Below are 13,548 nucleotides of genomic sequence, written 5' to 3'. Positions count from 1 at the left end.
GGTCGACGCCTCAGGCGAGGCGGGTACCGCCGCCGGGCGCGCCAAGCATCGCGTCGAGGTTGCGCGTGATCTTCTGCTCGATCATTTCGCTGAAGCTGCTGAACAGGAAGCCCAGCGTTGCGTCCAGCACGAAGGTGCTGGCCGTGACCTCGACGGTGCCGTCGATGCCGGCGCGGGTGAACGTCGCCACGTCGCGGTCGTCGCCCTGGGTGTAGACGCATTCGAGGCCGAACTCCTGCTCGGCCTGCTCGATCCACCGGTGTGCGACGGCGCGCGCGCCGGCGATGCCCAGCGTGTGGTTGCGTTCGATATGGATGTCAGGCACCGTGATCTTCCTTGTTGGCTTTGTGGGGGCTGGAGCGGGTTTGCAGGATGCCGGTGGCCGCTTGCAGCGCGCCGCGGCGTTCCTCGGCGGTCGGCAGCGCGGCGATGCGCTTGACCTCAGTGTAGAAGCGCGGCCAGTCGCGGCCTTCGCGATCGAAGAGTTTCTCGAAGCTGGGCACCAGGTCGTCGTACGCGCCCTGCGCCCCGAAGGCCGCGTTGTTGGCGCGCGCCACCCAGCCGTCGTAGGCATTCTGGCGCGGGCCGGCCCAACCCGCTTTCAGTTGGGCGTAGCGCGCGCGAAAGTCGGCCATGGCGGCCTGCTTCATCGCTTCGACCCGGGCCCAGTCCTTGGCCTTGGCTTCGGGCGATTCGTAGACCTGGGTCAGTGCGCGGCGGGTGTCGAGCGCCAGCGCGCGAAAACCCTGGCGCTGCGCGTCGAACTGCGTGTATTCCCCGCGCGCTGCCTCGCCGGCTTCGCGCTGCAGCCACATCGCGCCGCCGATGCGCTCGACCGACGTGGCGTACGACTCGTTGAACACCGTGTCGCCGGGCACATAGAGCACCTGGTGCGCGAGTTCGTGGAACACGATGCGCGCAAGCTCGCCTTCGGGGTAGCCGATGAAGGTGGACAACAGCGGATCGCCGCCGGCCCAGTTCATCCAGCCGAGCGTGGAGTACGCTGGCACGGGGTACATGGCGACTTCCAGGTCGAGCTTCTTCTGCGCCTCGGCTTCGGCCTTGGCCGCGTCCTCGCTGTAGTAGCCGCGGTAGCCCACGCAGCCCGCCACCGGAAAGCACCAGCTCTTGAGCGTGAGCGAATACGGCGGCGCGGCCACCACGTTCCACACGGCGGCGGGGCGGTGCAGGTCGGCATAAGACTTGTAGCTGGGGTTGTCGGGCAGCCCGAGCTCGCTGGAGGCGAAGCGGCGGATGCGCTGCGTGAGTTCGAGCTTGGCCTTCAGCGGGGCGGACACGGCCGGGTCGGCCAGCCACTCGGGCACGGGCTTGGCCGCCCGCATGATGCCGATGTGGCCGCTGGCCGATTGCCAGTAGTAACCGAGGTCGGCGCAGCCGGTCAGCAGCAGCGAGCCGGCCAGCGCGAGCGCTGAAAGCAGCTTCACGCCCGCTCGACCTCGACCAGGCAGTCGTAGAACGTGGGGCCGCGGCCGATGTCGGTCAGGCGCTGGCTGGTCAGCTCATTCACGTTGGTGCCGTCCATGCCCAGCTTGCGCCACCAGATGCCCATGCCGTGCACCACGCCCTGCCGCGCGCGGCGCGACACCTCGGCACGGCAGCGGTGCTCGCCGCGCTGGTTGAACACGCGCACCGTGGCCCCGTTTTCGATGCCGCGCGCGGCGGCGTCGTCCGCGTGGATTTCCAGCAGCGGCTCGACCTCGATGGCGCGCAGGCTGGTCACGTTGACGAAGGTCGAATTGAGGAAGTTGCGCGCCGGCGGCGAGATCATGGCCAGCGGGAACTCCTTCGAGCTGCCGGCCGGCTCCCAGTTGGGCACGTGGTCGGGCACGGCGTTCATGCCCATCGCTTCCAGCCGGGCGCTGAAGAACTCGCAGCGGCCCGAGGGCGTGGGGAACTTGCCTTCGGCGAACGGCGCCTCGGGCAGCTTCACGCTGGTGAAGCCCTGTTCCAGCAGCTGGGGAAAGTCGATGGCGTTCTCGGCGAAGGCGGTGCGGCACAGCGTCTCGTCGGAGTCGGAGAAGCAGGGCTCGGTGAAGCCCATGCGGCGCGCCAGCTCGCGGAACACCCAGGCGTTGCTGCGCGCCTCGCCGCGCGGCGCCACGGCCGGGCGGTTCAGCAGCACGTCGGTGTGGCCGTAGCTGCAGTGGATGTCCCAGTGCTCCAGCTGCGTGGTGGCGGGCAGCAGGTAATCGGCGTAGTCGGCGGTGTCGGTGCGGAACTGCTCCAGCACCACGGTGAACAGGTCTTCGCGCGCAAAGCCCGCCGCCACCTTGGCCGACTCGGGCGCCACCGCCACCGGGTTGCTGTTGTAGACCACGATGGCCTTCACGGGGCGGGCGGTGTCCAGCAGCGCGTCGCCGATGGTGCTCATGTTGATTGTGCGCGGCCGGCGGCCGGCCAGCAGGTCGGGGCGCTGCAGCGCGGCGCGGTCGACCGGGTAGTGGCCCGAGCTGCTCAGCAGCAGGCCGCCCGCGCGGTCGCGCCAGGCGCCCACCAGCGCCGGCAGGCAGGCGATGGCGCGGGCCGCGTTGCCGCCGCCGCGCACGCGCTGCATGCCGTAGTTCAGGCGGATGGCGGCCGGCTTCGTGGTGCCGTAGGCCCTGGCCAGCGACACGATCTGCGCTTCGGCAATGCCGCAGACCTCGGCCGCGCGCGACGGCGGCCATTGCAGCGCGCGCTCGCGCAATTGCTCCCAGCCCAGCGTGTGGTCGGCGATGTAGCCGTGGTCGAGCCAGTCGTGCACGATGAGTTCGTGCATCAGCGCCAGCGCCAGGGCGGCGTCGGTGCCGGGCAGCAGCGCGACGTGCTCGTCGCACTTGTCGGCGGTTTCGGTCTTGCGCGGGTCGATGCACACCACCCGCGCGCCGGCGCGCTTGGCCGCCTGCACGTGGCGCCAGAAATGCAGGTTGCTGGCGATGGAGTTGCTGCCCCAGATCAGGATGAGCTTGGCCTCGGCGAAGAACTCGATGCGCATGCCGACCTTGGCGCCCAGGGTGTAGACCATGGCCTCGCCGCCCGCCATGGAGCAGATGGTGCGGTCCAGCAGGCTGGCACCCAGCTTGTGGAAAAAACGCCGGTCCATCGACTCGCCCTGCACCAGGCCCATGGTGCCCGCATAGCTGTAGGGGAGAATGTCTTCGGGTTTTCCCTGTAATACTTCAAGATGCGCGGCGATGTCGTCGAGCGCTTCGTCCCAGCTCACCGGCTCGAACTGGCCGCTGCCCTTGGGACCGACGCGCCTGAGCGGCTGAACCAGCCGTTCGGCATGGTCGTTGCGCTCGATGTAGCGCGACACCTTGGTGCACAGCACGCCGCCGGTGTGCGAATGCGCGGCATTGCCCTGCAGCTTCACGGCCACGCCGTCCTTGACGGTGGTGACGAGCGCGCAGGTGTCCGGACAGTCATGGGGGCAGGCCCCCAGGACGGTGGACACAGCGGTGGGCGGGGGTGCTTCTTCAAGCAGGGAATCCGGTGCGTGGGGCATCGGGCAAGTCTAATTTGTGCGCGAGTCAAAGCGCGGGAGGGGGTTTTGAACATGGTGATGAATCGACGACGTTTTTCTTTGGCCGCGGGCGCGGCCGCCACGCTGGGCAGCTTCGGCATCGCCCGGGCGCAGGGCGAGGCACCGCTGGTGCTCGGGCAATCGGCGCCGTTCACCGGCCCGGCGGCGCAACTGGGCATCCAGTTCCACCAGGGCGCCAAGCTGTTCCTGGACACCTACAACGCCCAGCCGGACCGCCGCAACGTGGTGATCAAGAACCTGGACGACGGCTACGAGCCCGACCGTTGCGCGGCCAACACGCAGAAGCTGATCGACGAGGACGTGTTCGCGCTGTTCGGCTACATCGGCACGCCGACCAGCCTGGCGGCGATGCCGCTGGCGGTCAAGGACAAGGTACCGTTCATCGCGCCGCTCACCGGCGCCATGTCGCTGCGCGAGCCGTTGCAAAAGAACGTGTTCCACCTGCGCGCCTCGTACAACGACGAGACGGCGCTGATGGTGAAGCAGCTGACGCACCTGGGCCAGAAGAAGATCGCGGTGTTCCATCAGAACGACGCCTACGGCAAGGCCGGGCTCGACGGCGTGACGCTGGCGCTCGAGCAGCAGCAGCTCAAGCCTGTGGCGCTGGCCACGGTGCAGCGCAACTCGAACGACGTGGCGGCGGCGGTGAAGACCATCGTGGCCGCACGGCCGGACGCGGTGGTGCAAGTCGGCGCCTACAAGGCCTGCGCGGCGTTCATCCGCGAGGCGCGCAAGGCGGGTTACGGCGGCACGTTCTTCAACATGTCCTTCGTCGGCACGCAGGCGCTGGCCGACGAACTGGGCAAGGAGGCCGCGGGCGTGATGGTCACGCAGGTGGTGCCCTCGCCCTACAACCAGGCCAACACCCTGGCGCGCGAGTTCGCGGACGCGGTGCGCAAGGCCGGCAACGGTGCCAGCGCCAACTTCTCGAGCATGGAAGGCTACCTGGCCGCGAAGGTGCTGACCGAGGGACTGCGCAGGGCGCCGGGCAAGCCGACGCGCGACAGCCTCGTGGCCGGGCTGGAAAGCATCGACCGCCAGCAGTTCGGCGGGTTCGAGGTGTCGTTCTCCGCGAAGAACCACGTGGGCTCGAAGTTCGTCGAGCTTTCGATGCTGACGGGCGACGGGCGGGTCAGGACCTGAGCCCGTCCACGGCCTGGAACATGGCCTGGCGGGCCTGGCTGACGATCTGCCCGCGCCAGGCGTCGGTGTCCGTGTAGAACACCTCCACCATCCGCGCCCGGATGCCGTCGGCCAGGTCGGCCGGCGCTTCCGGATGCTTGTGCAGCCAATGGTCGGCGCGCAAGGCGCCGGTCACTTCGAGGATCGGCAGCGTGCCGTATTCCAGCGCGATGCCGGTGTACTCGGCCTGCGGGCACTCTTCGTACACCGAGTCCCACATGAGCCCGCGCAGCAGGGCCGAAGTGGAGGAACCGTCGTAGATCGAAGTGACAGGCGCGGCCGGCGTGCCCCACCAGGCGTTGGCGCGTGCGTAGGCGGCCTTGTCGTCCTTGCCGGCGTAGATGCGTTCGCCCAGGCCGCTGGGGCCCAGGCCCGTGTGCAGGTCGATCCACGCCAGGCGCTTCGCGCGGCCCGCGTGGCGCCTCAGCACCCTGCGAACCGTCTGGTTGCTCCAGGTCGGCGCCTTGCCGCCGAAGAACAGGCCGTCGTCGAACTGGTACTGCCCGCTGGTCACGGCGGCCTGGTAGGCCGTGGTGCCGTGCTTGTCGATCCACTTGGCCACCGCCGCCTGGTTCTCGGGCGTGGGCGGCCAGGTGGCGGGCAGCAGCAGTTCGTGCAGCCTGGCGTAGGGCTCGTTCACCGGCACCGGCTTCGAGAAGTCGATGAAGTTGCGGTTCAGGTCGACGTTCTCGTGCGTCACGCGCCGGCCGTGCGAAAAGCCGTGCGGGTTGAGCGCGTGCACGTACAGCACCGCCACGCCCTGCGCCCTGGCCTTCTCGCGCCACTCGGCGTCGTGCAGCGCGAACACCTGCACGCCGCTGCCGCAATGGCCTTCGACGCCGTGGCAGGCGCTGGTGACGATGAGCATGTGCTCGGCGTCGGCGTTGCCGTCCAGCGCCACGTCCATCGAGAGCTCCTCGCCGTCGCGGCCCTTCAGCGGGTGTGCGTGCGGCTCGACCGTCAGGCCCGCGCTCACGCAGGCCTGCAGGAACTTCTGGCGTGCCTGGGCGTAGCGCGGCGAAAAGGCTTCGGCAATGCCGATCATGCGGCGGCGGCGCCGGGCTTCAGGAACTGCTCGGCGAGCTGCACCCAGCAGGTCGCGCCCAGCGGAATCAGGTCGTCGTTGAAGTCGTAGCTCGCGTTGTGCAGCGTGCACGGGCCTTCGCCGTGGTGCACGTCGCGGTGCGCGCCGTCGCCGTTGCCGATGAAGGCATAGGCACCGGGCTTGGCCTGCAGCATGAAGGCGAAGTCTTCCGACGTCATGGCCGCCTCCTGGCGCAGCACGTTGTCGGGGCCGACGATCTCGCCCATCACGCGGCGGGCGAAGTCGGCTTCGGCCTCGGTGTTGATGGTGGGCGGGTAGTAGCGCTCGAAGCGGAAGTCGCAGGTGGCGTCGTGCGCCGCGCAGATGTGCTTGGCGATCTGCTCCATCTTGGCCTCGATCATGTCGAGCACTTCCAGCGAGAAGGTGCGCACCGTGCCCGACAGCTCGCAGTTGTCGGGAATCACGTTGTTGGTTTCGCCCGCGTGGATGGTGGTGACCGAGATCACGGCCGAATCGGTCGGCTTCATCTTGCGCGTGAGGATGGTCTGGAAGGCCTGCACGATCTCGCAGGCGATCGGCACCGGGTCGATGCCGGTCTGCGGCAGCGCGGCGTGGCCGCCCTTGCCGATCACGTTCACGTGGAACTTGTTGCCCGACGCCATCACCGGGCCGGGGCTCACGGCGAACTGGCCGGCCTTCATGCCGGGCCAGTTGTGCATGCCGAACACGGCGTCCATGGGGAACTGCTCGAAGAGCCCTTCCTTGATCATCTCGCGCGCGCCGCCGCCGCCCTCTTCCGCGGGCTGGAAGATCAGGTACACGGTGCCGTCGAAGTTGCGGTTCTTCGCCAGGTGCTGCGCGGCTGCCAGCAGCATCGCCGTGTGGCCGTCGTGACCGCAGGCGTGCATCTTGCCGTGGTGCTGGCTGGCATGGGCGAAGGTGTTGAGTTCGGTGACGGGCAGCGCGTCCATGTCGGCGCGCAGGCCGATGGCGCGGTTGCCGGTGCCGTTCTTGATGATGCCCACCACGCCGGTGGTGCCCAGCCCGCGGTGAATGGGAATGCCCCATTCGGTGAGCTTGCCTGCCACCACGTCGGCGGTGCGGACTTCTTCGAAGCAGAGTTCGGGATGGGCGTGGAGGTCACGTCGGACGGCGGCGATGCCGGCCGCCTGCGTGACGAGCGAATCGATGAGTTTCATGTTTCACAGTCTAGGCTTTGCGACAACACCCGCAAAGACCGTGCCGGGCAAACCCTCAGGCTGCGCTCAACGATCCGCTCGACGCAAGGCTCAGCGCCCGATGCTCTTCAGGTAGTCCGCGCGCGCGGCCAGGGCGGTGTCGGTGAAGTCGGTGAACACGCCGTCCACGCCCAGCTTGTAGTACACGCCGTATTCGTTCTTGCCGTCCTTGTTGTAGTCCGACGGCAGGCGGCGCGACTCGTTGCGGAAGGTGAAGGGGTGCACGAACAGGCCGGCCTTGTGGGCGTCGGCGATCAGCGTGGTGGGCGCCATGGAAGTGGCGTCGGCGTCGTTGATCTTGCCGTCCTTGTTCACGTCCACCGGCTTGCCGTCGGCGCCGATGGTGCCCTTGATGCTCACGATGTAGCGCTTCCAAGGGCCGATGCCGTCGGCGTAGGTCTTGATTTCGGCCAGGCCCGCGGGCGTGACCATGGCGTCGAAGTTGCGCTTTTCGCCGGCCTTGGTCCAGTCGTAGGGGCGGTCGCTGGGCACGGCGAAGGTCACGGTGCCGGTGCGCAGGTCGACGCTGTCGCCGTCGATCAGCTGGATGATCTTCGTGTTCAGGCCCTTGCTCTTCATGTACTTCAGGCTGCCCGGCTCGAAGGACTGCACGTAGATGGGCGCGGTCTTGTTGTTCCAGCCGGCGGCCGTGATGGCGGCGATCATCTTGTCTTCCAGCGGCAGGCCGAGTTCGCGGAAATAGGTCGGGTTCTTCGATTCGGGGTAGATGGCGATGGTGCGGCCGGTTTCCCTGGTCTTGGCCTTGGCGAAATCGATGATTTCCTGGAAGGTCACGACCTTGAACTTGCCGTTGAACTCCTGCGGCCGCTCGGCGTCGGTGGAGATGCCGCCCAGGGTCTTGATCTCGGCCAGCGTGAAGTCGTTGCTGAACCAGCCGGTCTGGGTTTCGCCGTCGACCTTGATGGTCTTCTTGCGCGAGGCGAAGCGCGGGTGCTTGGCCACGTCGGTGCTGATGGCCAGGTTGGGGTCGTGGCGGGCGATGAGCACGCCGTCCTTGGTGGAGACCAGGTCCATCTCGATCACGTCGGCGCCCAGCTCGATGGCGCGCGAATAGGCTTCCAGCGTTTCTTCAGGCAGGTAGCCCGAGGCGCCACGGTGTGCAATGACCAGCGGCGGGTTGCCGTCGAGCGTCAGCAGCTTGTTGGCGGAACCGGAATTGCCGGTGGTGCCGCAGGCGGCAACGCACAGGGCGGCGGTCGCGGTCAGGGCGAGCTGAAGGGTGCGCATGGATTTTTCTCCGTCCAAAAGAGGCGCAGCGTACCCGCTTCGCGTGACAGCATCGACCCCGCCCGGCGCGCCGCGCCGACTTCCGGGAGAATGTGTTGCATGCTCCATACGCTTTCCCCCCAAAGCCTTCTGCTGGCCCAGACGCTGGTTCGCATGAACACCGTCAGCGCCAACAGCAACCTCCAATTGATCGACTTCGCCCAGAGCCATCTGGCCGCCCTGGGCGTGAAGAGCCGCATCACCTACAACGCCGAACGCACCAAGGCCAACCTGTTCGCCACGCTGGGCGAAGGCAAGCCGGCCGGCGTGATCGTCTCCGGCCACACCGACACGGTGCCCTGGGACGGCCAGGACTGGAGCGTCGACCCGCTCTCCGCCGTGGTGCAGAACGAGCGCCTGTACGGCCGCGGTTCGGCCGACATGAAGAGCTTCATCGCCATTGCGCTGGCCAATGCCCACCGCTTCCTGGAAAGCGACTCGCCCTTCGCGGTGCACTTCGCGTTCAGCTACGAGGAAGAGATCGGCTGCTTCGGCGTGAAGGAACTCATTGCCGACATGCGCGACGCGGGCATCAAGCCGCTGGCCTGCATCGTGGGCGAGCCCACCAGCATGGTGCCGGCCATCGCCCACAAGGGCGTGTACCGCTACAAATGCTGCGTGCGCGGCAAGGAGGCGCATTCGTCGCTCACGCCCAAGTCGGTGAATGCCATCGAGATGGCCGCCCGCGTGATCGGCAAGGTGCGCGACATGGCCGAGGACTTCGAGCGCAGCGAGCCGCGCTACGAGGGCTTCGACGTGCCCTTCAGCACCGCGAGCGTGGGCCAGTTCCACGGCGGCATCGCCGACAACGTGGTGCCGCGCGACGCCGAATTCCGCTATGAATTCCGCGACCTGCCCACCGCCGATGCCAGGCGCATGCAGGCCGACGTGGTGGCCTACGCCGGCGGCCTGGAGCCTTCGATGAAGAAGGTGGCCAAGGACGCCGGCTTCCAGTTCGAGACCATCTGCGAAATCCCGAGCTTCCTGGGCTCGGCCAGCGACCCCATCACCCTGCTGGCCCAGCGCCTGGCGGGCGAGGACCGCACCACGCTGGTGGCTTTCGGCACCGAAGCGGGCCTGTTCAAGAACGCCGGCATCCCCACCGTGGTGTGCGGCCCCGGCAGCATCGAGCAGGCGCACCAGCCCGACGAGTTCGTGAGCCTGGAGCAGCTGGCGCGCTGCGAGCTGTTCATGGAACGGCTGGCCACCTCGCCCACCATCGGCTGATATTGGCTGACACCGGCGACAGTGGCGCAGGCGACGCGCTGCGGCGCATGAAGCGCGTCGCGCTCGGCCTGCTGTGCGGCGCCGCGCTGCTTTATGCGGTGGCCAGCGTGCTGCATGCGCGGCACCCGGCCTGGGTGTCCCCGGGCTATGTGGCGGCCTTCGCCGAGGCCGCGATGGTCGGCGCCATTGCCGACTGGTTCGCGGTGGTGGCGCTGTTTCGCCATCCGCTGGGCCTGAAGATTCCGCACACGGCCATCATCCCGAGCAACAAGGACCGCATCGGCGCCAAGCTCGCGGGCTTCATCTGCGACAACTTCCTGAGCACCGCGCAGGTGCTGGGCAAGGTGCGCCAGTTCGACGCGGCCGGGCGCATCGCCGACTGGCTGGCCCGCCCGGCCAGCGGAGAGAAGCTGGGCGAATGGGGCGTGGCCGCCGCGCGCTATGGCCTGACGGCCTTCGACGACGAACGGGTGCGCGCCTTCATGGGCCGCGCCGCGGCGGCGGGCCTGGAGAAGATCGACCTGTCTCGCCTGACCGGCCAGGCGCTGGACGCGCTCACGGCCGGCGGGCGCCACCAGGCGCTGCTCGACGACGTGCTGCAGCAGGTGGCTGGCCTGCTCGAGGGCGACGAACTGCAGGCGCACATCACCGAGGCCATCGCGCGCGAGATCAAGACGCTGCGCTACGTGGGCCTGGACCAGGTGGCGGCCAAGCTGGCCACGCGCAAGATCGTGGCGGCCGTGGCGCACACCCTCGGCGAGCTGGCGGCCGAGCCCGACCACCCGATGCGCAAGCGCTTCGACCACTTCGTCGACGACTTCGTGGTGCGCCTGAAGCTGGACCCCGAGTTCCAGCGGCGCGGCGAGCAGATTCGCGCCGAGCTCATCGCGCACCCTGCCCTGGGCGACTACCTGCACGGCCTCTGGGGCGAGCTGCTGGCCTGGCTGCACGACGACCTGGGCCGCCACGACTCGACCATCCGCCAGCGCATCGCGTCGATGGCCGGCGCGCTGGGCACGCGGCTGCAGGGCGACGAGGCCATTCGCCGCTGGATCAACGAGCAGATCGAGGCCGCCGCGCCGCTGGCCATCGAGCGCTACCGCGAAGACATCCGCCGCTACATCGAGGAGCGCGTGGGCGAGTGGAACGCGCAGGAAATGACCGTCGAACTCGAGCGCCACATCGGGCGCGACCTGCAGTTCATCCGCATCAACGGCACGCTGGTGGGCGGGCTGGTGGGGCTGCTGATCCACACGGTCACGCAGTTGCTGCGCGGCTGAGCACGATTCCCCCGGGCGGGTAAGCCCCAGCGGACGAAAGTCCGCACCGTGTCCCCGGAGAGACTCCGCCGCCCCGGCGGCCTCCTAGACTGCTCGCGCCATCACAAGAGGAGACAAACCCATGCCCCGTCGTTCGTCCGGCGTTTTTCGCGCCGCCGCGCTGGCCGCCACCTTGGCCCTGCTGGGCGCCTGCAGCACGCTGGCCCCGCCTTCCTTCACCTCGTCCGCCGAGCCGCTCACCACCCGGCCTGCACGGCCCGTGTCGTGGGCCGCACCCGAAGCGCTGGTCGCGCCTTCCGCCTTCGCCGGCGTGCACGGCCTGGCCATCGACGCCAAGGGCCGCCTGCTGGCGGGCTCGGTGCTGGGCAACACGCTGTGGGAGGTCGACCGCACCACCGGCGCGGCCAAGGTGCTGGTCGACGCCCCCGAAGGCCAGGCCGACGACATCGCCGTGGGTCCGAAGGGCGAGCTGGCCTGGACCAACTACCTCATGGGCATGCTGCGCTACCGCGAGAACGACACCGCCCCGCTGCAGGTGCTCGCCAAGGACCTGCCCGGCCTGAACTCGCTGGACTTCGACCGCCGCAACGGCAAGCTCTATGCCTCGCAGGTGTTCCTGGGCGACGCGCTCTGGGAAATCGACCGCACGGGCCAGAAGCCGCCGCGGCTCATCAAGAAGGACATGGGCGGCTTCAACGGCTTCGAGGTCGGGCCCGACGGCCTGCTCTACGGGCCGCTGTGGTTCAAGGGGCAGGTCGTGAAGATAGACCCCGCGAACGGCGACATGACCGTGATTGCCGACGGCTTCAAGATCCCGGCCGCCGCCAACCTGGACGGCAAGGGCAACCTCTGGGTGGTCGATGCGCGCAGCGGCGAACTGGTGCGGGTCGATCTTGCAAGCGGCAAGAAGACTGTCGCCAGGCAACTGCGGCCTTCGCTGGACAACCTCGCCATTGCACCGGACGGCACGATCTACGTGTCGAACATGGCCAACAACGAGGTGCTGGCCTTCAACCCCGCCACCGGGGACCTGCGCACGCTCACCAGCGGCAAGGTGGCGGTGCCGGCCGGCATGAAGATCGACGGCAACGACCTGTGGGTGGCCGACGTGTTCGGCTTCCGCCAAGTCGACGTGCGCAAGGGCGAGGTGCGCGACGTGTTCCGCATGCAGCGCGAACCCGAGCTTGACTACCCGTTCGCGGTCGGCCTGTCGTCCAGGCTGTTTGCGCTGACCTCGTGGTTCACCGGCACGGTGCAGCTGGTGGACCGCCAGACGCTGAAGACCGTGGAAACCATCCACGGCCTGAAGGCGCCGTTCGACGCCATTCCCATGCCCGACGGCAGCGTGATCTACGCCGAGATCGCCACCGGCAGCATCACGCGCGCCAGCGGGCCGAAGTTCGTCCAGAAGTCGGTCGTTGCCAGCGGCCTGAACGGGCCGGTGCAGATGGTCATCGGGCAGGACGGCGCGCTCTACGTGACCGAGGCGGCGGGCAAGCTGCTGCGCATTCCGCTGGACGCCAGCGCGCCGCTGCGCACCGTGGCCGACGGGCTGGCGCTGCCCGAAGGCGTGGCGCAAACGCCCTGGGGGAGCTTCATCGTGGCCGAGAGCGCGGCGCGCCGGCTGGTGGAGATCGACCCGGCCGACGGCAGCCGCCGCACCGTGGCCGAGAACCTGCCGATCGGCCTCGCGCCCGGCCCCGGGCTGCCGCCGCCGTACGTGGTGACCGGCGTGGCCGTGGGGCGCGACGGCACCATCTACATGGCGGCCGACCGCAACAATGCGATCTATCGAATTCGCGCCGTAAGGTAGCGTAACAAGAAGTGTAATTACCTGTTTACTTTTTAAAACAACCATTACAAACTGGCCCGGACGTCTCGCGGCGTCCCGGTCGCATTCCGTTTTCGGGGGTTCGCGAGCCGTCCTTTCTTTCATCGAAAGGAACACGCATGACTCCGCTCGTCGCAGGCCAGCTGCTATTGCCCGAATATTCCCTGGGCATGGTGGCGCTCTCCTTCTTCATCTCGTTCGCCGGCTCGCTGGTGGCGCTCATATGCGCCGGGCGCATGGTCGGCGCGGACGGCAGGCCCAACCTTGCCGTCGTGGCCTGCGCCGCGGTGGCGCTGGGCGGCATCGGCATCTGGTCGATGCACTTCATCGGCATGCTGGCGTACCGGCTGCCGGTGGCCATTTCGTACAACGTGCCGCTCACGGCGGTGTCGCTGGTGGCGGCCGTGCTCATCTCCGGCATTGCGCTGTACATGGCCGGCGGCCGCCACCGGTTCAGCAGGTCCGGCTGGCTGGGCGGCAGCCTGCTGGCCGGGGCCGGCGCGTGCGTGATGCACTACATGGGCATGTTCGCGATGAACATGCGCGCCGAGATGGACTTCGACGTGGCGTGGGTCGCGCTGTCGGTGGTCATTGCCGTCAGCGCCGCCGCCGCCGCGCTGTGGCTGGCGTTCAACCTGCGCAAGTTCTCCCACAAGGTGGCGGCCGCCGCCGTGATGGGCGTGGCCGTGTGCACCATGCACTACGTGGGCATGAGCGCCGCGCGCATGGTCTGCACCGCCGCCGCGCCGGTCGACGCGCTGGCCATCGGCGGCAGTTCGATGGGCCTCATCGTGTTCGGCACGGCCGGCGCGGTGCTGATCTTCATCTACTGGGTGGTCACCGGCAGCAGCCTCGACACGACACCGGCGGCCGGCGTGCGGCGGCCCACGGCCCACTGACGCACCGACGCCCGG

11 protein-coding genes are annotated in these 13,548 nt (G+C 68.5%); 5 read left to right on the top strand and 6 right to left on the bottom strand.

Translation table 11 applies throughout. The features are described 5' to 3' along the window. Positions 1-10: 10 nt before the first annotated feature. The 3 genes from AC1DJH_RS16060 to AC1DJH_RS16050 are packed head-to-tail and all read right to left on the bottom strand — an operon-like array spanning position 11 to position 3,505. A complete protein-coding gene (locus AC1DJH_RS16060; protein ID WP_472113773.1) occupies positions 11-325 on the bottom strand; it encodes a polyhydroxyalkanoic acid system family protein in 315 nt (104 codons plus the stop codon). Further along, on the bottom strand, positions 318-1,445 hold the full coding sequence (locus AC1DJH_RS16055; protein ID WP_478186322.1) for an aminopeptidase: 1,128 nt from the start codon (positions 1,443-1,445) through the stop codon (positions 318-320). The genes AC1DJH_RS16060 and AC1DJH_RS16055 overlap by 8 nt, the downstream gene beginning before the upstream one ends. After that, complete coding sequence (locus AC1DJH_RS16050) at positions 1,442-3,505, bottom strand: molybdopterin-containing oxidoreductase family protein (protein ID WP_478186321.1); 2,064 nt, start codon at positions 3,503-3,505, stop codon at positions 1,442-1,444. The genes AC1DJH_RS16055 and AC1DJH_RS16050 overlap by 4 nt, the downstream gene beginning before the upstream one ends. Positions 3,506-3,556: 51 nt before the next feature. Between AC1DJH_RS16050 and AC1DJH_RS16045 the strand changes: the two genes are divergently transcribed. After that, complete coding sequence (locus AC1DJH_RS16045) at positions 3,557-4,687, top strand: ABC transporter substrate-binding protein (protein WP_478186320.1); 1,131 nt, start codon at positions 3,557-3,559, stop codon at positions 4,685-4,687. Here AC1DJH_RS16045 and AC1DJH_RS16040 read toward each other — a convergent pair. The 3 genes from AC1DJH_RS16040 to AC1DJH_RS16030 all read right to left on the bottom strand — a co-directional run bounded on the left by AC1DJH_RS16040 (position 4,677) and on the right by AC1DJH_RS16030 (position 8,257). After that, positions 4,677-5,771 carry a M14 family metallopeptidase gene (locus tag AC1DJH_RS16040; protein WP_478186319.1) on the bottom strand — a complete coding sequence of 365 codons (1,095 nt, stop codon included), beginning with the start codon at positions 5,769-5,771 and terminating at the stop codon, positions 4,677-4,679. The genes AC1DJH_RS16045 and AC1DJH_RS16040 overlap by 11 nt on opposite strands. Next, positions 5,768-6,970 (bottom strand): M20 aminoacylase family protein, encoded by a 1,203-nt coding sequence (locus AC1DJH_RS16035; RefSeq protein WP_472113784.1) that lies wholly within the window; start codon positions 6,968-6,970, stop codon positions 5,768-5,770. Before AC1DJH_RS16035 ends, AC1DJH_RS16040 begins: the two co-directional genes overlap by 4 nt. A 90-nt stretch (positions 6,971-7,060) precedes the next feature. Next, complete coding sequence (locus AC1DJH_RS16030) at positions 7,061-8,257, bottom strand: glycerophosphodiester phosphodiesterase (protein WP_478186318.1); 1,197 nt, start codon at positions 8,255-8,257, stop codon at positions 7,061-7,063. A gap of 99 nt (positions 8,258-8,356) precedes the next feature. Here AC1DJH_RS16030 and argE point away from each other — a divergent pair, with 99 nt between their 5' ends. The 4 genes from argE to AC1DJH_RS16010 all read left to right on the top strand — a co-directional run bounded on the left by argE (position 8,357) and on the right by AC1DJH_RS16010 (position 13,533). Then, positions 8,357-9,523 carry an acetylornithine deacetylase gene (argE, locus tag AC1DJH_RS16025; RefSeq protein WP_435494373.1) on the top strand — a complete coding sequence of 389 codons (1,167 nt, stop codon included), beginning with the start codon at positions 8,357-8,359 and terminating at the stop codon, positions 9,521-9,523. Positions 9,524-9,525: 2 nt separating this feature from the next. Beyond that, positions 9,526-10,803, top strand: coding sequence for a DUF445 domain-containing protein (locus AC1DJH_RS16020; protein WP_472113793.1), 1,278 nt, complete (start codon positions 9,526-9,528; stop codon positions 10,801-10,803). A gap of 121 nt (positions 10,804-10,924) precedes the next feature. After that, positions 10,925-12,616, top strand: a complete 1,692-nt coding sequence (locus AC1DJH_RS16015) for a Vgb family protein (protein ID WP_478186317.1) — start codon at positions 10,925-10,927, stop codon at positions 12,614-12,616. Between the two features lie 137 nt (positions 12,617-12,753). Next, positions 12,754-13,533: an MHYT domain-containing protein gene (locus AC1DJH_RS16010; protein WP_478186316.1), complete on the top strand. Its 780-nt coding sequence runs from the start codon at positions 12,754-12,756 to the stop codon at positions 13,531-13,533. Positions 13,534-13,548 lie beyond the last annotated feature (15 nt).

It is taken from the genome of Variovorax sp. 10N412, from assembly GCF_056394985.1.
This window is presented reverse-complemented; position numbering and strand designations above follow the sequence as displayed.

Coding starts and splice junctions, on each gene's coding strand:
- AC1DJH_RS16050 (WP_478186321.1), bottom strand. CDS start 3,505: ATGCCCCACGCACCGGATTCCCTGCTTGAAGAAGCACCCCCGCCCACC.
- AC1DJH_RS16045 (WP_478186320.1), top strand. CDS start 3,557: ATGGTGATGAATCGACGACGTTTTTCTTTGGCCGCGGGCGCGGCCGCC.
- AC1DJH_RS16040 (WP_478186319.1), bottom strand. CDS start 5,771: ATGATCGGCATTGCCGAAGCCTTTTCGCCGCGCTACGCCCAGGCACGC.
- AC1DJH_RS16035 (WP_472113784.1), bottom strand. CDS start 6,970: ATGAAACTCATCGATTCGCTCGTCACGCAGGCGGCCGGCATCGCCGCC.
- AC1DJH_RS16030 (WP_478186318.1), bottom strand. CDS start 8,257: ATGCGCACCCTTCAGCTCGCCCTGACCGCGACCGCCGCCCTGTGCGTT.
- argE (WP_435494373.1), top strand. CDS start 8,357: ATGCTCCATACGCTTTCCCCCCAAAGCCTTCTGCTGGCCCAGACGCTG.
- AC1DJH_RS16015 (WP_478186317.1), top strand. CDS start 10,925: ATGCCCCGTCGTTCGTCCGGCGTTTTTCGCGCCGCCGCGCTGGCCGCC.
- AC1DJH_RS16010 (WP_478186316.1), top strand. CDS start 12,754: ATGACTCCGCTCGTCGCAGGCCAGCTGCTATTGCCCGAATATTCCCTG.